Source organism: Caulobacter sp. GW821-FHT09B11 (assembly GCF_059418205.1).
The window spans coordinates 68,381-89,924 of sequence record NZ_JBWKPK010000006.1 but is presented as its reverse complement, the minus strand read 5'-3'; the positions used below and the strand labels follow the sequence as shown (position 1 = coordinate 89,924).

The 21,544-nt window shown below is 66.5% G+C and carries 22 protein-coding genes; 16 read left to right on the top strand and 6 right to left on the bottom strand.

Annotation, left to right across the window (positions count from 1 at the left end; translation table 11 throughout):
- The first annotated feature begins 72 nt into the window (after window positions 1-72).
- The 4 genes from AC07N1_RS06115 to AC07N1_RS06100 all read left to right on the top strand — a co-directional run bounded on the left by AC07N1_RS06115 (window position 73) and on the right by AC07N1_RS06100 (window position 3,791).
- Window positions 73-1,047 carry a hypothetical protein gene (locus AC07N1_RS06115; protein WP_494670994.1) on the top strand — a complete coding sequence of 325 codons (975 nt, stop codon included), beginning with the start codon at window positions 73-75 and terminating at the stop codon, window positions 1,045-1,047.
- A gap of 84 nt (window positions 1,048-1,131) precedes the next feature.
- Window positions 1,132-1,911, top strand: coding sequence for a hypothetical protein (locus tag AC07N1_RS06110; RefSeq protein WP_494670993.1), 780 nt, complete (start codon window positions 1,132-1,134; stop codon window positions 1,909-1,911).
- 2 nt (window positions 1,912-1,913) lie between these two features.
- Window positions 1,914-2,774: a hypothetical protein gene (locus AC07N1_RS06105; protein ID WP_494670992.1), complete on the top strand. Its 861-nt coding sequence runs from the start codon at window positions 1,914-1,916 to the stop codon at window positions 2,772-2,774.
- 81 nt (window positions 2,775-2,855) lie between these two features.
- Window positions 2,856-3,791, top strand: coding sequence for a hypothetical protein (locus tag AC07N1_RS06100; RefSeq protein ID WP_494670991.1), 936 nt, complete (start codon window positions 2,856-2,858; stop codon window positions 3,789-3,791).
- Window positions 3,792-3,868: 77 nt separating this feature from the next.
- On the opposite strand, the gene uvrA is transcribed toward AC07N1_RS06100, so the two are convergent.
- Window positions 3,869-6,778: an excinuclease ABC subunit UvrA gene (gene uvrA, locus AC07N1_RS06095; RefSeq protein ID WP_494670990.1), complete on the bottom strand. Its 2,910-nt coding sequence runs from the start codon at window positions 6,776-6,778 to the stop codon at window positions 3,869-3,871.
- Window positions 6,779-7,035: 257 nt separating this feature from the next.
- Between uvrA and AC07N1_RS06090 the strand changes: the two genes are divergently transcribed.
- The 4 genes from AC07N1_RS06090 (at window position 7,036) to AC07N1_RS06075 (ending at window position 11,902) form a co-directional block, all read left to right on the top strand.
- Window positions 7,036-7,701 (top strand): hypothetical protein, encoded by a 666-nt coding sequence (locus tag AC07N1_RS06090; RefSeq protein WP_494670989.1) that lies wholly within the window; start codon window positions 7,036-7,038, stop codon window positions 7,699-7,701.
- 141 nt (window positions 7,702-7,842) lie between these two features.
- Window positions 7,843-9,423, top strand: coding sequence for an ABC-F family ATP-binding cassette domain-containing protein (locus AC07N1_RS06085; RefSeq protein ID WP_494670988.1), 1,581 nt, complete (start codon window positions 7,843-7,845; stop codon window positions 9,421-9,423).
- Window positions 9,424-9,709: 286 nt separating this feature from the next.
- Complete coding sequence (locus AC07N1_RS06080; protein ID WP_494670987.1) at window positions 9,710-10,279, top strand: hypothetical protein; 570 nt, start codon at window positions 9,710-9,712, stop codon at window positions 10,277-10,279.
- Between the two features lie 429 nt (window positions 10,280-10,708).
- On the top strand, window positions 10,709-11,902 hold the full coding sequence (locus AC07N1_RS06075) for a tyrosine-type recombinase/integrase (protein WP_494670986.1): 1,194 nt from the start codon (window positions 10,709-10,711) through the stop codon (window positions 11,900-11,902).
- On the opposite strand, the gene AC07N1_RS06070 is transcribed toward AC07N1_RS06075, so the two are convergent.
- Together AC07N1_RS06070 and AC07N1_RS06065 are read right to left on the bottom strand one after the other, a co-directional pair.
- A complete protein-coding gene (locus AC07N1_RS06070) occupies window positions 11,899-12,099 on the bottom strand; it encodes a helix-turn-helix transcriptional regulator (RefSeq protein WP_494670985.1) in 201 nt (66 codons plus the stop codon). The genes AC07N1_RS06075 and AC07N1_RS06070 overlap by 4 nt on opposite strands.
- Window positions 12,100-12,309: 210 nt before the next feature.
- A complete protein-coding gene (locus tag AC07N1_RS06065; RefSeq protein ID WP_494670984.1) occupies window positions 12,310-12,549 on the bottom strand; it encodes a helix-turn-helix domain-containing protein in 240 nt (79 codons plus the stop codon).
- Window positions 12,550-12,648: 99 nt separating this feature from the next.
- On the opposite strand from AC07N1_RS06065, the gene AC07N1_RS06060 reads away from it, so the two are divergent.
- The 4 genes from AC07N1_RS06060 to AC07N1_RS06045 are packed head-to-tail and all read left to right on the top strand — an operon-like array spanning window position 12,649 to window position 14,423.
- Window positions 12,649-13,143, top strand: coding sequence for a hypothetical protein (locus tag AC07N1_RS06060; RefSeq protein WP_494670983.1), 495 nt, complete (start codon window positions 12,649-12,651; stop codon window positions 13,141-13,143).
- Window positions 13,140-13,598, top strand: a complete 459-nt coding sequence (locus AC07N1_RS06055) for a hypothetical protein (protein WP_494670982.1) — start codon at window positions 13,140-13,142, stop codon at window positions 13,596-13,598. Before AC07N1_RS06060 ends, AC07N1_RS06055 begins: the two co-directional genes overlap by 4 nt.
- Window positions 13,598-13,936, top strand: a complete 339-nt coding sequence (locus AC07N1_RS06050; RefSeq protein ID WP_494670981.1) for a sigma factor-like helix-turn-helix DNA-binding protein — start codon at window positions 13,598-13,600, stop codon at window positions 13,934-13,936. Before AC07N1_RS06055 ends, AC07N1_RS06050 begins: the two co-directional genes overlap by 1 nt.
- A complete protein-coding gene (locus AC07N1_RS06045; protein WP_494670980.1) occupies window positions 13,929-14,423 on the top strand; it encodes a hypothetical protein in 495 nt (164 codons plus the stop codon). The genes AC07N1_RS06050 and AC07N1_RS06045 overlap by 8 nt, the downstream gene beginning before the upstream one ends.
- A 286-nt stretch (window positions 14,424-14,709) precedes the next feature.
- On the opposite strand, the gene AC07N1_RS06040 is transcribed toward AC07N1_RS06045, so the two are convergent.
- The gene (locus AC07N1_RS06040; RefSeq protein ID WP_494670979.1) at window positions 14,710-14,958 is read right to left on the bottom strand and encodes a DUF7662 domain-containing protein; all 249 of its coding nucleotides are present in this window, start codon (window positions 14,956-14,958) and stop codon (window positions 14,710-14,712) included.
- Between the two features lie 157 nt (window positions 14,959-15,115).
- On the opposite strand from AC07N1_RS06040, the gene AC07N1_RS06035 reads away from it, so the two are divergent.
- Entirely contained in the window at window positions 15,116-15,535 is a 420-nt protein-coding gene (locus AC07N1_RS06035; protein WP_494670978.1) for a helix-turn-helix domain-containing protein, read from the top strand.
- Between the two features lie 8 nt (window positions 15,536-15,543).
- On the opposite strand, the gene AC07N1_RS06030 is transcribed toward AC07N1_RS06035, so the two are convergent.
- On the bottom strand, window positions 15,544-15,798 hold the full coding sequence (locus tag AC07N1_RS06030) for a conjugal transfer protein TraD (protein WP_494670977.1): 255 nt from the start codon (window positions 15,796-15,798) through the stop codon (window positions 15,544-15,546).
- A 55-nt stretch (window positions 15,799-15,853) separates the two neighbouring features.
- Window positions 15,854-16,120: a conjugal transfer protein TraD gene (locus AC07N1_RS06025; RefSeq protein WP_494670976.1), complete on the bottom strand. Its 267-nt coding sequence runs from the start codon at window positions 16,118-16,120 to the stop codon at window positions 15,854-15,856.
- 172 nt (window positions 16,121-16,292) lie between these two features.
- Between AC07N1_RS06025 and traA the strand changes: the two genes are divergently transcribed.
- From traA to AC07N1_RS06010, 3 genes are all read left to right on the top strand, one after another.
- Window positions 16,293-19,151, top strand: coding sequence for a Ti-type conjugative transfer relaxase TraA (traA, locus tag AC07N1_RS06020; protein ID WP_494670975.1), 2,859 nt, complete (start codon window positions 16,293-16,295; stop codon window positions 19,149-19,151).
- Window positions 19,152-19,162: 11 nt separating this feature from the next.
- Window positions 19,163-19,849, top strand: coding sequence for a DUF6118 family protein (locus tag AC07N1_RS06015; protein WP_494670974.1), 687 nt, complete (start codon window positions 19,163-19,165; stop codon window positions 19,847-19,849).
- 178 nt (window positions 19,850-20,027) lie between these two features.
- Window positions 20,028-21,470 (top strand): hypothetical protein, encoded by a 1,443-nt coding sequence (locus AC07N1_RS06010; RefSeq protein ID WP_494670973.1) that lies wholly within the window; start codon window positions 20,028-20,030, stop codon window positions 21,468-21,470.
- Window positions 21,471-21,544 lie beyond the last annotated feature (74 nt).

Sequence of the window (21,544 nt, the reverse complement as noted above, 5' to 3'; positions counted from 1 at the left end):
CCGCCCTCGCCAAGACGGAACCGCCGTGTAAGCTCCACCTCCGAGCGTGTCTTTCGATTTGGGGGATTTGGGGTGGCGAAGAGGTTTTCCGCGACGACGGCGGCCATATCCGGCTGGAACCTGCTGGGGCGCGAACCCGCGTCGGTGGCGGTATGGGGCGTGGCGCTGCTGGTGCTGATGATCGCGCCGCTGATCGGGCTCTATATCCCGCTGATCGGCGACATCGTGAACATGAGCAAGCTGAACGAGAACGTCGCCGCCCAGGACCCCGACGCCTTCGCGCAGGTCATGGCCGTGCAGGCGCGCATGATGCTGGCCAACTTCGGCACCTTCATCCTGCAGGTCCTCGCCCAGACCCTGGTGGCGGCCGCCATCTTCCGGGCGGTGCTGGAGCCGCAGGCCCGGCGCTGCTTCTACCTGCGGGTCGGGGCCGGCGAGGGCTGGATGCTGCTGCTGACGGTGATCGCCCTCATCGGCTGGTACATCGCCTACTTCGTCGCGGTGATCGTGGGCGTGCTCGTCGGCTTCCTGACCTATTTCGCGGCCGGCAAGGTCGCCGGCGTCGCGCTCGGAATCCTGACGGTGATCGGCGGGCTGGTCGTCATCCTCTGGGCGCTGCTGCGCCTGTCCATGGCCTGGCCGATGACCTTCGCCGGCCGGCGCCTGGTGCTGTTCGAGTCCTGGTCCCTGACCAAGGGCTCGTCGTTGCGCCTGCTGGGCATGGGGCTGCTGGCCACGCTGCTGGTCATGGCCCTGGAGATCGTCGTGGGCCTGGTCGTGTTCATCGGCCTCGCCCTGGCCCTCGCCGGGTCCTGGGGCGAGTTGGCCAAGATCGCCGGACCGGATGAGTTCCTGCACCGGTTCTGGCCGTTGCTGGTCGTGGCCGCGCCGATCCTGGCGCTCGCCCAGTCGGTGGTGCTGACCATCTATATCGCGCCGTGGGCCAGCGCCTATCAGCAGCTGACCGCGACGGCCGCCGCACAGGCCGCGCCGCCCGCTCCCCCAGAGCCGCCGGTCGACAGCGACCCCCAGGCCACGCCGGCGTAAAATCCGCGCCACGTCCGCGCCGACTCGTCGTCTGATGAGGCGGCGCGGGCTAGACTGCCCGCGGCTGAAGGGCTTGGGAGCGAAATGGGCGAGGCATCGATCGCGATCGGCGCGACGGCGCGGGCCGGGGTCACCGGCGTGACCCGCCTGACGCCGCGCACCTGGGCCGCCCTGGCCCTGGCCTGCCTGATCGGGCTGGCCGGCCGCTATGCCGGCGGGGGCTGGGTGCTGCTGGCCGACTTCCTCGCCGCCGCCCTGGCCTATGGCGCGCTCTATCGCGCCGCCTTCGACCGTCCCGCGGGCCTGGCCGGTCTGCGCTGGGGTCGCGAAGAGGCGCTGATGGCCGGCGTGCAGCTGCTGCTCGCCCTGTTCTTCCTGGTGGTGACCGCCGTGCTGCTGGTGGTGGTCGGGGCCGTGGCCCTGGGCGTCGCCCGCGCCGCCGCGCCGGGCTTCGACGCCACCTCGTCCGAGGCCTGGCGCGCGGCCCTGTCCGGACCCCTGGCCGCCTTCGCCGCCAGCCTGGCGCCGCTGGCCAGCCTGGCGGTCCTGGCCTGGCTGGCCGCGCGGCTGTCGCTGGCCCCGGCCGCCAGCATCGCCGCCGGACGCCTGCAGGTGCTCAGCGCCTTCGACCTGACCAAGGGCCGCGCCGGCCTGCTGGTGGCGCTCGGCCTCGTCTTCTACCTGCCCAGCGTGCTGATCGCCGTCGGCGGGCGCACCACCCTCGACGGTCCCGCGGCCCTGGCGTTGCAGGCCGCGGCCGTGGGTCTCTACTATTTCTGCGTCGCGCCGGCCTGGACGGCGGCGTGCGTCCACGTCTACAGACACGGCCCGAACTTGGCCGTCGCCGAGCGGCCGGAAGCCTGACCATGATCGCCCTGTCGCCCATCGCCGCTGCTCTCGAAGGGCCGCGCACCATGCGCCGCCACCCCGCCTCGCTGCTGGCCTGGGGCGGTTTCTACTGGGCCGCCCTGATCCTGCTGTGGGTGCTGCTGGCCGTCGCCTTCGGCGAGGAGGTGCGGCGCGACCTGGCCCAGACCCACTTCACCGCCGACCCCAAGGAAGTGCTCGACCTGATCGCGCACCTGGGCGGGGCCATGGCCCTGCTGATCCTGCTGGCGGCCGCCATCTGCGCGGTGCTGGCCAGCGCCATCCTGCGCTCGGTGCTGCATCCCGAGCAGCACCGCGGCGCCTATCTGCGCCTGGGCGCCGACGAGGTCCGGCTGTTCGTGGTGGCCCTGATCACCTGGGCCGCGGCCCTGTTCGTCACTGCCATTCCCAGCGGCCTGGTGACCCTGCTGACCGCCACCGTGGCCGGGGCCGGCGCGCGGAGCATCGCCGCCTGGATCGCCTTCCTCGGCGGCCTGGGCGTCATCGGCCTGTCGATGTGGGTGGGCGTGCGCCTGTCGCTGCTGTCGCCCCAGACCTTCGCCGAGGGCAGGATCAACCTGCGCGAGGCCTGGGTGCTGACCCACGGCCACTTCTGGGGCCTGCTGGGCATGTTCGTGCTGAACCTGTTCATGGCCTTCGTGCTGACGCCGATCGTCTTCTCGCTGGTCGGCGGGCTGCTGACCGGCGTCATCGCCCTGGTCGGCGGCGGGTCCAAGCTGTTCGTGCTGCTGGGCCTGCTGACCAACGTGCTGATCGCGCCGCTGATGTTCACTGTCCAGACAGTGATCCTGACCGCCGGCCCGGCCCGCGCCTATCGCCAGCTGCACCCGGATATTTGAAGCCCGGGCTCTGTCCCTGGCCGACGAAGCTTGTTACGCGTTCCTGCCTGCGACACATCGCACAGGACGAGCAAGACCAAGATGAAGACCTTTTCGGCGACGGACGCGGCTATCTCGGGCTTCGTCCTGGTGCGGGAGCACCTCAAGACCGTCGGGGTCTGGGTCCTGATCGCGACCGTCGTCTCGGCGATCGTGTCGGTGACCATCATCGGCCTGTTCGGTCCCCAGCTCGAAGCGTTCACCACGCTCAGCCAGAACAATTCCACCGACCCGACCGAAGCCCTGCAGGCCATGGCCAAGCTGGGTCCGTTCGCTCTGTTCTCGCTGGTCTACAGCATCGCCTTCTATTCCGTGCTGCTGGCGGCGATCTATCGCGCGGTGCTGCGCCCGGCCGACGCCCAGCGCGCCTATCTGCGGTTCGGCGCCGACGAGCTGCGCCAGGCCGGCGTCTCCATCCTGCTGGGCCTGGTGCTGTTCGCGGCCTATCTGGTCCTGCTGGTGGCGGTGACGATCATCCTGGTCATCCTGGGCGCGCTCGCGCCGCCGGTGGCCGCGCTGGTCGGCCTGCTGATCGTGCCGGCCTCGATCGCCCTGCTGATCTTCCTCGGCGTGCGCCTGTCGCTGGCCAACGTGCTGACCTTCACCCAGGGCAAGATCAACGTCTTCGGCTCGTTCGCCCTGACCAAGGGACGCTTCTGGCCGATGTTCGGGGCCTATTTCGTGGCCACCATCCTGGCGGTCGTCGTCTATCTGCTGCTGTTCCTGATCATCACCCTGCTGGGCGGGGCGCTCAGCGGTTTCAACCTCGAAACCCTCAACGACCTGATGCAGTCGCAGAAGCTGACGCTCGAGACCCTGCTCACCCCGACCGGCGTGCTCAGCCTGGCCGTCGGCGGCCTGATCACGGTGCTGACCAGCGTGACGATCTACGCCCCGTCGGCGTTCATCTACCGCGAGATCGCCGAACCGGCGGCCAGGCCGGCGCCGACCGCGCCCACCGGGCCGTTCGACGTCTGATCCCGCCAGGGACACCGGCATGAAAAAGGGCGGCGGGGAAACCCGCCGCCCTTTCTTGTTGCAAGCGATCGCCCCGATCAGGCGCGCTTGGTCTTCTTCAGCTCGCCCACCCGCGCCAGGCGGCGCTCCTCGTGGCGGTCGAGCAGCTCCTTGAGGTACTTGCCGGTCCAGCTGGCCTCGACCTTGGCCACGTCCTGGGGCGAGCCCACGGCGACGATCTGGCCGCCGCCGTCGCCGCCTTCGGGACCAAAGTCCAGCAGCCAGTCGGCGGTCTTCACCACGTCGAGGTTATGCTCGATGACGACCACCGTGTTGCCCTGGTCGACCAGCTCGTGCAGCACCTCGAGCAGCTTCTTGGTGTCCTCGAAGTGCAGGCCGGTGGTCGGCTCGTCGAGGATGTAGAGCGTGCGGCCGGTGGCGCGCTTGGACAGCTCCTTGGACAGCTTCACGCGTTGCGCCTCGCCGCCCGACAGGGTCGTCGCCTGCTGGCCCACCTTGATGTAGCTGAGGCCCACCCGTTTGAGGGTCTCCATCTTGTCGCGGATCGGCGGCACGGCCTTGAAGAAGTCGGCGGCCTCCTCGACCGTCATGTCCAGCACGTCGGCGATGGTCTTGCCCTTGAACAGCACGTCCAGGGTCTCGCGGTTGTAGCGCTTGCCCTTGCAGATATCGCAGGTGACGTAGACGTCGGGCAGGAAGTGCATCTCGATCTTGATGACGCCGTCGCCCTGGCAGGCCTCGCAGCGGCCGCCCTTGACGTTGAAGCTGAAGCGCCCCGGGCCATAGCCGCGCGCCTTGCTCTCCGGCAGCTGGGCGAACCAGTCGCGGATCGGGCCGAAGGCGCCGGTATAGGTCGCCGGGTTCGAGCGCGGGGTGCGGCCGATGGGCGATTGATCGATGTCGATGACCTTGTCGAAGTTCTCCAGGCCCTCGATCCGCTCGTGCGTCGCCGGGGCGTCGCTGGCGTTGTTCAGCCGGCGCGCGGCGGCCTTGTAGAGGGTCTCGATCGTGAAGGTCGACTTGCCGCCGCCCGAAACGCCGGTGATGCAGGTGAAGGTGCCGACCGGGATTTCGCCCGTGACGTCCTTCAGATTGTTGCCCTTGGCGCCGATGACCTTGAGCATCTTCTTCTTGTTGATCGGGCGACGCTCTTCCGGCACGGCGATCTCGCGGGCGCCGGTCAGGTACTGGCCGGTGACGCTGGCCGGGTTGGCCATGATCTCGGCCGGCTTGCCCTCGGCGACGATCTCGCCGCCGTGGACGCCGGCGGCCGGACCCATGTCGATCACGTAGTCGGCGGTGAGGATGGCCTCCTCGTCGTGCTCGACGACCAGCACCGAGTTGCCCAGGTCGCGCAGGCCCTGCAGCGATTGCAGCAGGCGGGTGTTGTCGCGCTGGTGCAGGCCGATCGACGGCTCGTCGAGCACGTAGAGCACGCCCGTCAGGCCGCTGCCGATCTGGCTGGCCAGGCGGATGCGCTGGCTCTCGCCGCCCGACAGCGTGCCCGAGCCGCGCGACAGGTTGAGATAGTCGAGGCCGACGTCGACCAGGAACCGCAGGCGATCGTTGATCTCCTTCAGGATCCGGCGGGCGATCTCCAGCTGCTTGTCGGAGAGGTGGCCTTCCAGGGCCGTGAACCAGTCGCGGGCCGGACGGATGGCCAGGTTCGAGACGGCGGCGATGTCGAGGCCGTGCACCTTGACGGCCAGGGCCTCGGGCTTCAGGCGCTTGCCGCCGCAGGCCTCGCAGGGGGTGTCGGACTGGTAGCGGCCCAGTTCCTCACGCACCCAGCTGCTGTCGGTCTCGCGCCAGCGGCGCTCCAGGTTCGGCAGCACGCCCTCGAAGGGCTTGTCGACCTCGTACTTGCGGGCGTTGTCGTCGTAGGTGAACTTGATCTTCTCGCCCTTGGAGCCGTTCAGCACCACGGTCCGGGCCTTTTCCGGCAGCTTGTACCAGGGCTCGTCCATCGAGAAGCCGTAGTGGCGCGCCAGGGCCTGCAGGGTCTGGGTATAGAGCGGCGAGGGACCCTTGGCCCAGGGCGCGACCGCGCCCTTGTGCAGGGTCTTGTCCTTGTCCGGGATGATCAGGTCGGCGTCGAAGGCCAGCTTCGCGCCCAGGCCGTCGCAGGTGGGGCAGGCGCCGGCCGGGTTGTTGAACGAGAACAGCCGCGGCTCGATCTCGGCGATGGTGAAGCCGCTGACCGGGCAGGCGAAGCGCTCGGAGAACAGGATGCGCTTGGGCTCCTTCTCGCCTTCGTCGATCGTCGCCCATTCGGCCACGGCCAGGCCGTCGGCCAGGCGCAGGGCCTGTTCGAGGGAGTCGGCCAGGCGCTGCTCCATGCCGGCCTTGGTCACCACGCGGTCCACGACCACGTCGATGTCGTGCTTGAACTTCTTGTCGAGGACCGGGGCGTCCTCGATCGGATAGTACTCGCCGTCGATCTTCAGCCGCTGGAAGCCGGCCTTCTGCCACTCGGCGATTTCCTTGCGGTACTCGCCCTTGCGGTCGCGCACGACGGGGGCCAGCAGATAGAGGCGCGTGCCTTCGGGCAGGACGGTGATCTTGTCGACCATCTGGCTGATGGTCTGGCTCTCGATCGGCAGGCCGGTGGCCGGCGAATAGGGCACCCCGACCCGCGCCCACAGCAGGCGCATGTAGTCGTGGATCTCGGTCACCGTGCCGACGGTCGAGCGCGGGTTCCTGGACGTCGTCTTCTGCTCGATCGAGATGGCCGGGGACAGGCCCTCGATCAGGTCGACGTCCGGCTTGCTCATCAGCTCCAGGAACTGGCGGGCATAGGCCGACAACGACTCCACATACCGCCGCTGACCCTCGGCGTAGATGGTGTCGAAGGCCAGCGAGCTCTTGCCCGAGCCCGACAGGCCGGTCAGCACGACCAGCTCGCCGCGCGGAATGTCGACGCTGACGTCCTTGAGATTGTGCTCGCGGGCGCCGCGGACGCGGATGAAGTTCAGTTGCTCGGCCATGGTGTCCGGAACGCTCGAGGTCGGATTGGGAGCCACGCGCGAGGCGCGGCGCAGCGGCTATATGTAGGGCGCTGGCGCGGCATTAACACAAGAACAACATGCGAACAAACGCCGCAGCCATCCTGCTGCCAGTCCTGCTGACATCAGATGTCAGCAGGAGGCGTGTCGGAGGGCGCAAAGCGGGCGCCGCGCGGTCGAATTTCGGACGCCATCGAAGCGCGAGCATTCGCCGTCAGAGCAATCTTCGGTGGCGGGCGATGGGGCGGGGGCGACGCGCGGTCGGACGATGGGCGGTCGCGGCCCCGGCGGGCCTGGCGGCCAACCTGCTGCTGATCGGCCTGCTGTCGCTGGTCGAGCGCACGCCGACGCCGGTGGAGCCGCCGGCCATGCTAGTCGAGCTCGACCGCACGGAAGAGGAAGAGCCGCCGCCGGCGCCGAAGCGGGCGGCCAGGGCCTCGTCCTCTTCAGCCGCCAGGGCTTCCGAACCTCGGGCCAATCCAGACGGTGTCGCGTCCACCGCCCCGGAAGGAGAGGGCGCGCCGTCGGCCGGTCCACCCGGACCCGCCGCGCCCGCGATCGATCCCGCCTGGCGCCTCGACCGCAAGGACATCGATCGCTGGAAGCTGACGGAAGGCAATCCGGATTTCCGCTGGGGCCGCTACCACCGGGCCTGCAAGGGCCTGAGCAGCGAGCACCTGACCGACGAGGAGAAGGACCGCTGCTGGGGTAGCCTGGCCGCCAAGGCGCCGTCGCCGCGGATGGGACCCGTGGGCCGTCCCGCCCTGCCGCCAGCCAGGTTCGTGCCCCGCGGCCTGCCGCCGCCCCCGCCGCCCTTCGCCGAGGAGGCCCGCAGGCAAGCCCGTTGCGGCGCCTATCGCGCCGGCCGCGCCGCGCAGCCGCGCCTGCGCGACGGGATCTGCTGACGGGAAGCTCCCATTCGGGGCCCTGCTTGCCGAACCCGGTTGGCGGGCGTAGAAGCCCGGCTCCACCCCTGATGGAGGCCGCCATGATCAGCCCGACGGAAGACCGCTTCGTCCTTCCCGTTTCCCTGTTCGTGGTTTCCCATGCCCGCCTTCATCACACTGGACTCCGTTTCCGCCGCCACGCCTGACGGCCGCGTTCTCTTCGAAAACCTGAACCTGTCGGTCGGCGCCGAGCGCGTCGGCCTGGTCGGTCGCAACGGCGCGGGCAAGTCGAGCCTGCTGGCGCTGGTCGCCGGCGCGCGTGCGCCCCTGGCCGGGACCATCGCCCGCGCCGGAACCCTCGGCGTGCTCGACCAGACGCCGGACCTTGCGCCGGACGCGATCCTGGCTGACCGCCTGGGCGTCGGCGAGGCCTGGCGGCGGCTGTCGCGCATCGAGGCCGGCCAGGGCGACGACGCCGACTTCGCCGAGGCCAACTGGACCCTGCCGGCGCGGCTGGACGAGGCCCTGGCGGAGGTGGGGCTGATCGGCCTCGACCCCGACCGGCCCGCCGGCGCGCTCAGCGGCGGCCAGCAGACCCGCGCGGGCCTTGCCGCCCTGTTGCTGGCCGCGCCCGACCTGATCCTGCTGGACGAGCCGACCAACCATCTCGACGTCGAGGCCCGGGAGCTTGTGGCGCAGGTGCTCGACCGCTGGAAGGGCGGGGCGATCGTCGCCAGCCACGACCGCGCCTTGCTGCGCGGCATGGACCGCATCGTCGAGATCTCCAGCCTGGGCGCTGCCAGCTACGGCGGCGGCTACGACCTCTATGCCGAGCGCAAGGCGGCCGAGGTGGAGGCCGCCGGCCGGGCGCTGGACAGCGCCGAGCGCGACGAGCGCCGCGCCGCCCGCGAAGCCCAGGCCGCGCTGGAGCGCAAGGCCCGCCGCGACGCCGCCGGCAAGCGCTTCGCCGCCAAGGGCAGCGAGCCCAAGATCCTGCTCGGCGCCCGGGCCGAGCGGGCGGAGAACACCGGCGGCAAGGAACGCCGCTTGGCCGAGCGGTTGCAGTCCGGCGCCCGCGCGGCTGTGGAGACGGCCGAAAAGCGGGTCGAGCGCGCGCGGACGCTCGGCTTTGATTTGCCGCCGACCGGCCTGCCGGCGGGACGGCTGGTGCTGTCGATGGAGGACGTCGCCTTCGCCTGGCCCGGCCGGCCGCCGGTGCTGGAAGGGGTGAACCTGCGACTGGCCGGTCCCGAGCGTGTGGCGGTGCGCGGCCCCAATGGCGCGGGCAAGTCGACCCTGCTGAACCTGGCGGCCGGGGTGCTGGCGCCGACGGCCGGGACGGTGACGCGCGGCGTCCCGGCGGTGATGCTCGACCAGTCGCTGGCCATCCTGCGTCCGGACGAGACCCTGCGCGAAGCCTTCCAGCGCCTGCACCCGTCCGCCGACCGCAACGCCGCCCAGGCCGCGCTCGCCCGCTTCCTGTTCCGCAACAGCGCCGCCGACCGTCTGGCCGGATCTTTAAGCGGCGGCGAGCGCCTGCGCGCGGCGCTGGCGTGCGTGCTGGCGGGGCCGACGCCGCCGCAACTGCTGATCCTCGACGAGCCGACCAACCACCTGGACCTCGACTCGGTGGCTGCCGTCGAGGCGGCGCTGGCGGGCTATGACGGGGCGCTGCTGGTGGTGAGCCACGACCCGGATTTTCTCGACGGGATCGGGGTGGAGCGGGCGATATGCCTCTGATCCCTCTCCCCTTGCGGGAGAGGGTGGCCTCCGAAGGAGGTCGGGTGAGGGGTCTCTCAGAACTTTCGGATAGGGCTTTCGACCCCTCATCCGTCGGCTTCGCCGCCACCTTCTCCCGCAAGGGGAGAAGGGTTTATTTGCCCACCCGCGCCTTCACCTCGGCGATCAGGGCCTCCAGGCTCTCCATGGATCGCCGGATATGGGGAAGTTGAGGAAATGATCAATTTTAAGTTGCGTCGCAAATTGCGGCGCCCCAACATTTCGCCATGGCTTGGGGGGAGCTGTGATGAAGACGTGGTCTTTGGGCCTGCGGGATGCGGACGCGAATGAGGTCCTTGGCGTCGGGTTTTTGTTCAACAGGATCGTGGCCGTTCTCGTTTCGGCTTGCCTCGTCCTAAGCCTGTCGGCGCCGCCGGCGCTGGCCAGGCAGGGCTGCATGGGATGCAATGTCGTCGATGACGGATTGCTGACGCCGGCCCTGATCGGCCGCCAGCTCCACTATCGAGCCGACGGCAAGAAGATCCTGGTGACTGTCATCAACGTGGACACCAACGCCAGGCAGCTGGAATGGAGAACCTCCGACTATCGGACCGGATGGTCGTATGCGTCGAATTTCTATACGCTTTCCCGATCGCAGGAGCGTGACACCGCCATCGTCGGCGGGACCGCGGTGGGGGCGCTCTTGTTTGCCTGCATGCTAGGCCTGTGCTCGGACAACAAGGGGGCGACCCAATCGTCTCCGAGCCGCTACGAGCAGCGGGAAGACTGCAGGCGGCAGTGCCGGCGCAACACCGACTACAACGACAACCGCAGTCTCGCGGCCGGAGAGGACTGTCTGAAGCGCTGCGACCGCTAGCGGCGCGGCCTGCCTGCGGGGGCTTGGATTTTCACCGTGCATCCCCGCGAAGGCGGGTTTGACAGCCCTGGACTATGCGAAACCCGAACGATCGCCGTCCAGCCGGGCGCGCGGTCGTCTTGCTTTGGGCGTTTCAGGAGAAAGTAGTGGCGGTGAGAGAGTCCGCCAAATCAGTATTCCCATACCGCATCACAGCATCCCATAGAGACCCACTATTGCGTTGATTCTAATAGATTAATTTTCGCTCCCGTGTCACTCTGTCCGTCAGCTACCCACCCGATCCTGAGTACAAAATGGGACCGAAAGTGGGACCCGAAGTGGGGCCGAAAATGAGAGTCGGCGAATTTCGCCGGAAGGACAGGCCGGGGTCGCCGGAAGTGGGACCGAGCGGCTTTTGAAAAGTGGGCCAAACTAAGCTGGAGGCTTGGCATGGGACGTTCACTTCACAAACTGACCGCGATTCAAGCCGCAAAGCTCAGCAAGCCAGGCCGCCACTCCGACGGCGGCGGCCTCTATTTGTCGATCGATGAAAGCGGTCGTCGGCGGTGGGTCTTCATGTACACGCGAGCCGGTAAGCGCGTGGAACTAGGCCTTGGAGGCCGCCGCGATCTTTCCCTGGCAGACGCTCGCACTGAAGCGGCAACTTTACGCGCGATGCTGGCGGCAGGCGCCGATCCCAAGGCCGAGCGCGCCAGGGATGACAAGGTCCAGACCTTTGGCGCCTGCGCCGACGCGTATGTGGAAGCCATGCAGCCTTCGTGGCGCAACGCCAAACACGCCGCACAATGGAAGATGACGCTCACCAAGTACGCTGCGCCGATCCGCGAGCGCCCGGTCAACGACATCACCACCCAGGACGTCCTGGACGTTCTTCAACCGCTGTGGACACGCACGCCCGAGACGGCCGAGCGCCTACGGGGGCGGATAGAAAATGTCTTGGATGCGGCGAAGGCCAAAGGATTGCGCACTGGTGAGAACCCGGCGCGGTGGCGGGGCCATTTGAACCAGCTCCTACCCAAACGGCAGCGCTTGAGGCGCGGGCACCATGCGGCATTGCCCTACGACCTCATGCCCGAGTTTATGGCCAATCTCCGCACGCGCAGTGCGGTAGCAGCCCGTGCCTTGGAGTTCTTGATTCTAACTGGCGCGAGATCGGGTGAAGTGCTGGGCGCGACTTGGGATGAGATCGATCTCCAAAAGGAGATCTGGACGGTACCAGCCGATCGCATGAAGGCCGGCCGCGAACATCGCGTTCCACTCTCAGGCCGCGCGATGGAAATCATCGCTGAGCGACTTGAGGCTGGGGCGGTCGGTCATGTTTTCCCAGGCGCGACGTCGGCGTCAGCGTTGTCCTCCATGGCCATGGCGATGCTGCTGCGGAGAATGAAAAGCGACATCACCGTGCATGGCTTCCGGTCCACGTTCCGCGATTGGGCGTCGGAAACGACGGGCTTTTCGCACGAGGTTTGCGAGATGGCCCTAGCTCACACAATCGCCAACAAGGCGGAGGCCGCCTACCGGCGCGGCGACCTGTTCGAAAAGCGCCGTAAGCTGATGGAAGCGTGGGCTGGTTACTGCTCTACTCCAAAGAGCGGGAAGGTCGTGGCCTTGCGCCAGGGCTAGCCGATGTCGGGCCGGTAATTCGCCGGATCGGCGATCCAGCGATTGATCGCGGACTCGTGCCATCCCGCACCGTGAACACTGATCGGGACCTGGCGAGGAAAGGTGCCCTCGCCGATCTTCCGATAAAGTGTCGATCGGCTAAGCCCCGTGCGCGCCAGCACGGTCTTCAGACGGACGATGCGGTCGAGGTCGGCCATCGTTAAAGCTCCACAGACTGGGATCTGAAGGCATTCGATGGGCCAGAATTGGATTGCTCGCCGCTGGCGGCAAGGCCTCGCGGGGCCAGATCGTACTCTGGGAAAGAAAGACAGGCTCTAGGCGCCTCTAGCGAAGGTGAGACCGTACCTCCATGACGCTGGCTGCGCTTGGGCGCCGCCATTTTCGTTCTGAACCCCGGACTAGCTGGGCTATTTTTTCAGGCGAACGCCCGGACCCGCACCGTCGTCCTCCGGAATGAATATAACTCCGGCCTCGTCCAAAGCCTTTCTCACCGCTTCCACATTGCCAGCCGATCGCTGGCCGGGGCCGGATGGCCCCTCCATACGGCGGATGCTCATCATCGACAGCCCAGCAGCTTCAGCTAGTTGAGGCTGGGACCATTCCAGAAGGGCTCGGGCGGCCCTGACCTGCGAAGCGGTGATCAGCATATTTGAACACTTTTAGTTCCGAAGAGAACATTTTATGTTGCTTCGGCGTTTCGATGCGTGGTACGACAGTGTTCTTACGTGAACACAAAGGTTCAGGCCATGGACTCGCGCCACAAGGCGGAGAGTGCGGACGTGCGCGCGCGCCAGCTATCAAGGCGCAGCGTCCTCTCCGGTGGCTCCGCAGCCCCCTTCATCAATCAGGGTCCTGTTCCTGGCAACGCCGACCCGGCAGTGACCCTCTGCACTCGCTGGCTCGCGATAGACGCCGAACAGCGCTGCCTTCAACTCGAATGGGGCGCGCTCGAAGGCTGGCTGATGACCAACCGCAGTTGGTACAAGCTCTCGCCAGCCGAACGGGCCAAAATCCCCGAAGGCGCCAGGCTCGCTGAGATTGATGCTCGGCTTGATGTGCTGGAAGTCGAGGGACACGCCCTCCTCAAGGCGATGCGGCCGAAGCCAGCGAAGAGCGTCGAGGCCGTCATCGCCAACCTGTCGGTGGCGGCGCGCCTGATCTTCGTGGAAGACCACCCCGAAGCGCACGGCTTGATCACCCGCGCCGTCCGCGACCTCGCCGCCTTCTCCGGTGGAAAGTGACCCGCCGCGTCTCGCGACGACGGGACGGCGCCGACCGCACTCTTGCGGCGCCGTTTCGCCGTAACGCCGCTGGCTTCCACCAAGGCGCCGAGGCGATGCTGACGCGACACCACGAAGGCGCCCGCTACTTCCTGGCCATCGCTATCGAACTGGCGCTGAAGGCGTACCTGCTCGACCGAGGGATCAGCGACGACTGGAACCGCGTCTATCTCAGGCACGATCTGGTCAAGGCGCTCCGGTTCGCGAGGCGCGCCGGCTTCACCGCCGCTCCCGCCAAGCTCCCCGAATTGGCCGCGCTTCTGAGCCCTTACTACAAGGTCCACGCCATCTCGGAGATGTCGCCGGAGGCCATTGTGTCGGTCTGTTGGGTGGAGGCCTGCACGACTGTCCGCGCGCTCATTGACGCCGTCGTTGAGGCCGCCAGGGCGGATGCTTGTCGAGAGTGCATAGCGTGATGGCCCGTCTCCACCTGCCTTGGCCGCTTGTCGCCAGCCAATGGTGGCGCTGGCGACATCTTGGACTCTGGCGCGGTCGAATCTTCGATCCGCATAACACTCAGCAGGTCATGTCCTACGCGGTCTTGCGCCTTCGCCGAGAAGCGCGAGACGTCTTCCTCCTCAATCATATCAAAGCGCTCGACTACGCGCTGATCGCGCGCCACCTCGGCCTCTCCATCGCCGACGTCCAGGCCCACTTGGCCGACGCGCTCTATGAGATCTCGCGCACGGTCGATCTGATCGAGCGCGTCCGCCCGCTCTCCAAACCCTCTGAAGCGGAGCATCCCGATGTCTGACGACAAGGGGCCATTCGCCGTATCGCGGCGTGTCGTGATCGGCGCCGCCAGCGCCGCGCCTGTCGTCGCGAGCGCGAGCGGCGGCGCAGTACCAGACCCGGCCGTAGCGCGCTGCGCCGAGTGGATGGCGCTTGACGCTGAAATCGACCGTCTCGGTCTGCGCTGGTCAGACCTGGAGACCATCTTGGTCCGGCAGAAGCGGTGGGAGCGCATGACGCCCGAGGAGCGCGGGGAGTTGCTGCCCTCCGAAGAGATGGACGCCATCGACAAGCAGCTTGAGCCGCTGTTCGGGCAGCGTGAGACATGGCTGGAGGCTCTTCCCGCTGTCCGCGCCAACGACATGCACGGCGTCGCCGCCAAGCTGGAAGTAGCGCTGCGCGTCATGGTTCACCAGCAGGGCGACGGCTATGACCTCTTCAAGGCGACGATGGAGGAACTGCGCAACGCGCGCTGTCCGAACTGCGGGGCGCCCGTTTGCAAACGTTAGCCGCGCCTCTTTCGGCAACCGCCTTGCCCACCCCATCCTGCGGGAGCCAGGACCGGAACGGTCGGTGCTCGCCCTGGAGCGCTTGGAGAGCCTCTGCCGGACGGGATGGTGCGGGTCAAGGGCGGCTTCGCCGTCGCTCCGCGAGACGCCCGCAGGGCGTCCCCTTGACGCGCGCCAGCCCGTCCAGCCCTTGTTCCACCAAGCGATCCAGGGCGTCTTGTCTCCAAGCGAAGGTGGTCGGTGGCCGCGCGCTCGGTAGTCGACCGGATAGCCCCAGGCGGCCCCATCAGCGCACGCGCCTGAAGCGGACACGGTCCTTGCCAGCGATGAGAAAGGCGTCATAGCCGGCGTCACCCCAGGCCTTACGTTGCACTTGGCTCGTGTAGGGATCGGTGGTGTTGGCCCACCACTGTTGCCGGGCGGCGCTCTTGGGAAGCATGGCGCCGAGGATGCGCTCGATCTCGGCGAAGGTCAGTTCGAGTTCGTCTTGACGCTGGCGACGCAGATGACCCGATAGGGGATCGTATTTGGACATCCCTCAGCATCGCCGATTGGTCCGGACACGTCGAATCTACACGCGACTAGCGCGAGTGGAGAACGACCTTGAAAAGCCACGCTTGCGAGCGTCTCTGCGCTCACAAGCACATTCCTGGATCAGCGGCCTGCCGCCTATCCGCCGCATGGAGACTTTCGTGACCGATACGACTGAAGCCCGCACACCCAATCTCGTTGATCTCCACGTCGGCGGTCGCGTTCGCATGCGCCGCAAGATGCTGAACATGAGCCAGGAGCACCTTGCTGACGCGTTGGGCCTGACCTTCCAGCAGGTGCAGAAGTACGAGCGTGGCGCCAATCGCGTCAGCGCCAGCAAGCTCTATGAGATCGCCAAGACGCTCCAGGTCCCGGTGTCGTTCTTTTTCGACGGCCTGGCGGACCCGGTGACCAACGAAAGCGATGACGTCGGCGCCGCCGCTGATCGGATCGTCACCGACTTCCTCAACACTCCCGAAGGCATGGAACTGGCCGAGATGTTTCCGAAGATCGGCCGGGGCCGCGTCCGTCGCCAGGTTCTCGACCTCGTTCGGGCGATGGCCGACGAGTCCGCTTCGTAGGCGCTCTGCTAGGCCGTGGGAGACGAGCGTATGTCGGAGGCTTCGGCCTCGAACGCCCGCTTTCCGCCACGCTGCCAGAGCGCCAGGGTGTGCTCAGCGTCGTCGGCTTTGAGCATGGCCGCCAGGGTTAGAAACGAACCGTAGAGCGCGGCGCGGTCGTCGCGGGTCAGCTCGACGAGGCCGGCCTTTTGCACCAGGCCGCCCAGCTCGATCAGATGGCGGGTGCGCTCACGCCGCTTCACCACCCAAGCCCGCGTGTCCATGCGGGCTCGCCGCGCTTCCAGGCGATGGCGCGCGGCCTTGGCCCGGCGCTCGGCGTCATTGGTCGCCGCCAGCGCTAGGCGCAGGGGTGCTCGACCCGCCGCGAAAGAACGCAGCGCCGCGCTTTCTCCAGCCTTCCTTGCGAGCGGCGTTCCCGGCGTCGGCCAAATCGAGAAGCCCGCCCGTCAGGGTCTCGATGTCGAGGGCGTCGGCGCCCGTGGCGATCACCAGCTCGCCAAGCTGCCGAACCTTACGATCCTTCAGGGTCTTGGCCTTGTCTTCGAGACTCTTCAGTTCGGCGTTGAAGTCTCGTGGTTTGCGCATCCCAAGTCTCCGGGTTTGGGTGATGCGGCAAGCGTAAAACAAGACGTTCGGGAATGCTGTAAGGTCGCCGGAACACACTGGGACGGGCCGGTCCCTCCCGAGATTCTTTCTTGGGAGGGCGCGCTTATACGTCGTGCCGACGTGCGCTCAGGATAGTAAGTGGTCTGTCGCCATGGCGATCTACCACTTCAGCGTCAAAGTCATCAGCCGCGCCACCGGAGCCAGCGCGGTGGCCTCGGCCGCCTATCGCTCCGCCGGCCGGCTGCACGACGAGCGGCTCGATCGAGACCACGACTTCACCAACAAGAGCGGTGTCGTCCATTCCGAGATCTTGCTGCCGGACGGCGCGCCCGAGCAGCTTTCCGACCGGGCCACGCTGTGGAACGCCGTCGAAGCCGGCGAAAAGCGCAAGGACGCCCAGCTCTCGCGTGAGGTTGAGTTCGCCATTCCCCGCGAGATGGACCAGGCGCAGGGCGTCGCGTTGGCTCGCGACTTCGTCCAGCGCGAGATGGTCGATCGCGGCATGGTCGCCGATCTCAATGTGCATTGGGACATCGGCCCCGATGGCCTGCCCAAGCCCCACGCCCACGTCATGTTGTCGATGCGCGAAGTTGGCGAGGAGGGCTTCGGTGCCAAGGTCCGCGACTGGAACCGCACCGAGTTGGTCGAGCACTGGCGGGAGGCCTGGGCCGATCACGTCAACGAGCGGCTGGCTCAGCTCGACATTGACGCGCGGATCGATCACCGCAGCCTGGAAGACCAAGGCATCGACCTGGAGCCGCAGCACAAGATCGGCCCGGCAGCCGGACGCATGGCCGGTGAAGGCGTCGAGACCGAGCGACTTGAAGATCATCACCGCATCGCCCGCGAGAACGGCGAGAAGATCATCGCCGATCCGCGCATCGCGTTGGATGCCATCACCCACCAACAGGCGACATTCACGCGCTACGACCTGGCGAAGTTCATCCACCGACATTCGGACGGCAAGGAGCAGTTCGACCGGGCGATGAGCGCAGTGCAGGCCTCACCCGAGATCGTGGCGCTGGGCCAGGACGGGCGCGGTCAGGACCGCTTCACCAGCCGCGAGATGATCGCGGTGGAGGACCGACTGCATCGCGCCAGCGAAGTGATGGCGGAGCGCCGGGCGCATGGCGTCAATGAACTTGGGCAGCGCCGCGCACTGGGGCGCGCCGCGCAGCGCGGTCTGGTTCTTTCCGGGGAGCAGAAGGCGGCGTTCGAGCACGTCACGGATAGTCGCGATCTTGGCGTCGTCGTCGGCTATGCGGGTACGGGCAAGTCGGCGCTACTGGGCGTCGCCCGCGAGGCGTGGGAGGACGCCGGCTATCGCGTCCAGGGCCTGGCGCTATCTGGCATCGCCGCCGAGAACCTGGAGGGCGGGTCCGGCATCGCCTCGCGCACCATCGCCAGCCTTGAACATCAATGGGCGAAAGACCGCGAGTTGATCGACGCCCGCGATGTGCTGGTGATCGACGAGGCCGGTATGGTCGGCTCGCGGCAGATGGAGCGATTGCTGTCGGCCGCCGAGAAGGCCGGGGCGAAGGTGGTGCTAGTCGGCGATCCCGAGCAGCTCCAGGCCATCGAAGCCGGCGCGGCATTCCGGTCGATCGCTGAGCGCCATTCCCATGTTGAGATCACTCAGGTTCGGCGGCAGCATGAGGACTGGCAGCGCGACGCCACGCGGCATCTGGCCACCGGCCGGACCAGCGAGGCCCTAGCGGCTTATGAGGCGCGCGGCATGGTCCACGCCGCCGAGACCCGCGACCAGGCGCGCGAGGATCTGGTCGAGCGCTGGGGCCGTGAGCGCGTGGCCGAGCCGGACAAGAGCCGGATCATCCTCACCCGCACCAATGACGAGGTGCGCGAGCTGAACCTGACGGCCCGCGAACGCCTGCGCCAGGCCGGCGCCTTGGGCGAGGACGTGATGGTGAAGGCCGAGCGCGGCGAGCGTGAATTCGCGACGGGCGATCGGCTGATGTTCCTGAAGAACGATCGCGGGCTGGGCGTGAAGAACGGCATGCTCGGCGAGATCGAGCAGGTCTCGTCCACCCAGATGACCGTGCGGCTCGATGCGGGCCGATCGGTCGTCTTCGACCTGAAGGACTACGCCCAGGTCGATCACGGCTACGCGGCCACCATTCACAAGAGCCAGGGCGTCACGGTCGATCGCGCCCATGTGCTGGCGACGCCGGGAATGGATCGCCACGGCGCCTATGTCGCCCTCTCGCGCCATCGCGACAGCGTGCAGATCCACTATGGCCGCGACGAGTTCGAGGATCTCGCCAAGCTGACCCGCGTCCTCTCGCGCGAGCGGGCCAAGGACATGGCCAGCGACTTCGCCGAGCGGCGCGACATCCGTGTGCCGGCGTCGATACAGGCGAAGGAACCGCCGCAACGCGGGCGCGGGATGTTCGATGGTTTCAGGCCGGCGAGCCCTGCGCGTCAGCCGGCGGCGCCGGCACGGGAAGTCGGCCAGTTCAACCAGAACCGCGCGATCGAGCGTCACGCCCGCGCCGCGGCCGACGTCATGCGCATGAACGACCGCGGCTTGCCGGTGCTGCCTCACCAGCGGCGGGCGCTGGAAGAGGCGCGCGACGCCATGGGAAAGATCGGCCCGCACGCGGCCAAGGATCTGGAGCGGGCCTATGTCCGTGAGCCCGGTCTAGCTGGCGAGGCGGCGTCGGGACGGACGCAGCGGGCGATCCGCGTCCTCCAGCTTGAGGCGGAGGTTCGGTCCGATCCGAGCCTGCGGGCCGATCGGTTCGTCCAGCGCTGGCAGGGCCTGGAGCGGCAGCGCACCGCCTTGCACCGCGATGGCGACATGGCCGGCGCCCGCCAGATCAAGGAGCGCATGGGCACGATGGCCAAGAGCCTGGAACGCGATCCGCAGGTGGAGTCGCTACTACGCGGGCGACGGGCGGAGCTTGGTCTGCCTTCCGACCTGGGGCGAAGCGTCGGGCAGGGCTTGTCGCAATACCTCGGTCTGGGTCGAGGACGCGGGCTTGGCATCTAGGAGGAAAGGCGATGGAGCAGGATGTTGGGCCGGCCGAGTCGGCCGATGCAGCGGCGGCGTTCGAGGCGCTGCGGCGAGAGGTGGCGTTGCTGAATGTTGCCATGGCCGGACTGGCCGCCGAGCGCGCGTCGGCGCCCGACTACAGCGAGACGCTGGGCGAGATCGCCAAGGGTGTGTCGGTGGCGGTGGGACGGCTCGGCAAGGTGATGACCAGTCCTGCCTTTGCCCAGAGCCCGGCAGATCTCGCGCGGCAGATCGCGGCGGCGGGCGACGAGGCCAGGCGGCAGGACCGCGCTGCGGTTCATCAGGCTCAGGAGGCGCTTCAGCGCTCCACTCGCGATCTCGATGGATGGATTGATCGCGCACGGCTGGCCAGCTTGCAGAACTTGCGCTTGGTTCAGGCGGCGGCTGTCGGCGTCGTCGCTGGCGTGATCCTATGTGCGAGTCTACAGGTCGTGATCATCAATGCCGCGCCGGCCGATTGGGCATGGCCGGAAAAGACGGCAGCGCATGTGCTGCGGCGGGATCTCTGGGCGGCTGGCGAACGACTGTTGCAAACTGCTGATGCTCAGAGGTGGCAGGACGGTCGCGATGGGGCGCTGATCGTGGCTCAGAACCGCGACAAGCTAGCCACGTGCTTGCGAGAGGCCACGCCTGCGAAGCGGCCACGCCGGTGCCTTATACAGCTAGGGATGTAGAAGATCATCCTGATGCTCTCCCATACGGTCCCTCCAACACCCTGGCTCCCTCTGAAGCCATGGGGCACTCCCGAAGTCATGCAGTTCGCGCGATGGCCGTGGCTCCGACGAGGCCCGCGCCAGGGTTGATCCATCGCTTATTGCCATGCTTCAATTCGGGTTCGCGGATAGGGACGCCATGTTTTCTAACTTCAAGTATGAGCGGCTTAGGCTGAGCGCCATCACGCTTGATGATCGCAACCCACGTATCGTCACGCAGGTGCCGCTGACCTCTCAGGACGCTATCGTCAAGTATCTGTTCGACCATGAAGGCCTAGGCGATTTCATTAAAAAGATCGCGACTGAGGGCAAGAACATCGGTGCCGAACGTCCTTATGTTGTCCAATCTGGGCGTGGATATGTAGTTGTTGAGGGTAACACTCGTATCGCCGCGTATAAGGTTTTGTCTGGCCTCATCCCAGCGCCGCAAGAGTACAAGTCCCGCGTCCCTAAAGTGTCGGCGGAGCTAAAATCATCGCTGAGATTTGTTGATTGTAGCGTTGCACCTGACCGAGACGCGTTGTTGTCCATCATGGCCAGCGCGCATTTCGGCAATGGGGACAAGTCTAAGTGGGGGTACCTCGGAAGCCGTAAAGCGGTTTATGACGAGAAGGCGCATGGAAAAAGTCTCGACGATATCGCCCTCGCTTTTGATAAAAATAGAAGCGAAATAATAGATCTAATCATTGAGTACGAGGTTTACCTCCAAGCTCTCGGATTAAAGTGGAGCGAGGAGGAAAAAGCTGCATTGCTGAGCCCCTCTGTTCAATTTAACCCTCCTATACGCTTTCTACAATCCAAGGGTCACAAAGCAAAAATCGGCATTTCTTACGACAAGGTTCGCCTGAAGGTAATTTTCACAGATGCCGCAGCCAAGAAGAAGTTCCAGCACCTGATCCGTAAGCTTGTGGTCAGCCCGCAGGCCGGGCTTGGAGCGACCGCCTCTTACGAGAAAGTCTTCGCTGATTTCGACGCCACTACCGCCCCACTTTATGACGATCAGGATGCAAACGGCGATGGCGAGCCGACCAGCGGCGACTCGGGTAGCAGCTCCGGTGGTGGCGGTAGCTCTGCTGGCGGGGGCGCCGATGAAGCGTCCACCCCTGGAGGTGAAGGAGCTTCTGGCGGCGGAGAAGGCAATAGCGCTGACTCCTCGGGTAGCGGTGCCAATTCCGGACCGACCGCCAAGCCCGCAAACGGATCACTATTCACTTACGAGCCCAAGATTTCCAACGCCCTCGTCCAGCAATTGATGACAGAGGCCAAAACTCTTAACTGCAAAAAGTACCCTGCCGCCGGCACGTTCTTACTCCGAAATATCGTTGAAGCTGTGCTGAAGCACATAATTCACGAAAACGACGCCAACGCCGACGGAAACTCGCTGGATTTGGAAGGTGCCCTGAACCTTTCGATGAGCCAAAAGGTAAAGCTATCGATCGACGACAAGAAAATACTTAAAGAATTTAAGAAATCACATCTATCTTACCTTAATCTTGGGGCTCATGGCACTGTGATACCGAACTATGACAGCGCAAAGTCTGCAAGGGACTGTATAGATCAGTTCATTAAAAGGAACGTCTGATTGGTCGGTTTGCACGGAAAGGCTATTTGAAACGTAGAGGGGGAGCGGTTGGCTCGCGAAATCTCGTCGCGATT

What these genes read in the sequence shown, in the direction of transcription:
- uvrA (WP_494670990.1), bottom strand. Translation starts at nt 6,778, where the DNA reads ATGGCCGAGCAACTGAACTTCATCCGCGTCCGCGGCGCCCGCGAGCAC.
- AC07N1_RS06030 (WP_494670977.1), bottom strand. Translation starts at nt 15,798, where the DNA reads ATGGACACGCGGGCTTGGGTGGTGAAGCGGCGTGAGCGCACCCGCCAT.
- AC07N1_RS06110 (WP_494670993.1), top strand. Translation starts at nt 1,132, where the DNA reads ATGGGCGAGGCATCGATCGCGATCGGCGCGACGGCGCGGGCCGGGGTC.
- AC07N1_RS06015 (WP_494670974.1), top strand. Translation starts at nt 19,163, where the DNA reads ATGGAGCAGGATGTTGGGCCGGCCGAGTCGGCCGATGCAGCGGCGGCG.
- AC07N1_RS06050 (WP_494670981.1), top strand. Translation starts at nt 13,598, where the DNA reads ATGGCCCGTCTCCACCTGCCTTGGCCGCTTGTCGCCAGCCAATGGTGG.
- traA (WP_494670975.1), top strand. Translation starts at nt 16,293, where the DNA reads ATGGCGATCTACCACTTCAGCGTCAAAGTCATCAGCCGCGCCACCGGA.
- AC07N1_RS06105 (WP_494670992.1), top strand. Translation starts at nt 1,914, where the DNA reads ATGATCGCCCTGTCGCCCATCGCCGCTGCTCTCGAAGGGCCGCGCACC.
- AC07N1_RS06060 (WP_494670983.1), top strand. Translation starts at nt 12,649, where the DNA reads ATGGACTCGCGCCACAAGGCGGAGAGTGCGGACGTGCGCGCGCGCCAG.
- AC07N1_RS06080 (WP_494670987.1), top strand. Translation starts at nt 9,710, where the DNA reads ATGAAGACGTGGTCTTTGGGCCTGCGGGATGCGGACGCGAATGAGGTC.
- AC07N1_RS06075 (WP_494670986.1), top strand. Translation starts at nt 10,709, where the DNA reads ATGGGACGTTCACTTCACAAACTGACCGCGATTCAAGCCGCAAAGCTC.
- AC07N1_RS06010 (WP_494670973.1), top strand. Translation starts at nt 20,028, where the DNA reads ATGTTTTCTAACTTCAAGTATGAGCGGCTTAGGCTGAGCGCCATCACG.
- AC07N1_RS06065 (WP_494670984.1), bottom strand. Translation starts at nt 12,549, where the DNA reads ATGCTGATCACCGCTTCGCAGGTCAGGGCCGCCCGAGCCCTTCTGGAA.
- AC07N1_RS06045 (WP_494670980.1), top strand. Translation starts at nt 13,929, where the DNA reads ATGTCTGACGACAAGGGGCCATTCGCCGTATCGCGGCGTGTCGTGATC.
- AC07N1_RS06025 (WP_494670976.1), bottom strand. Translation starts at nt 16,120, where the DNA reads ATGCGCAAACCACGAGACTTCAACGCCGAACTGAAGAGTCTCGAAGAC.
- AC07N1_RS06070 (WP_494670985.1), bottom strand. Translation starts at nt 12,099, where the DNA reads ATGGCCGACCTCGACCGCATCGTCCGTCTGAAGACCGTGCTGGCGCGC.
- AC07N1_RS06090 (WP_494670989.1), top strand. Translation starts at nt 7,036, where the DNA reads ATGGGGCGGGGGCGACGCGCGGTCGGACGATGGGCGGTCGCGGCCCCG.
- AC07N1_RS06100 (WP_494670991.1), top strand. Translation starts at nt 2,856, where the DNA reads ATGAAGACCTTTTCGGCGACGGACGCGGCTATCTCGGGCTTCGTCCTG.
- AC07N1_RS06085 (WP_494670988.1), top strand. Translation starts at nt 7,843, where the DNA reads ATGCCCGCCTTCATCACACTGGACTCCGTTTCCGCCGCCACGCCTGAC.
- AC07N1_RS06040 (WP_494670979.1), bottom strand. Translation starts at nt 14,958, where the DNA reads ATGTCCAAATACGATCCCCTATCGGGTCATCTGCGTCGCCAGCGTCAA.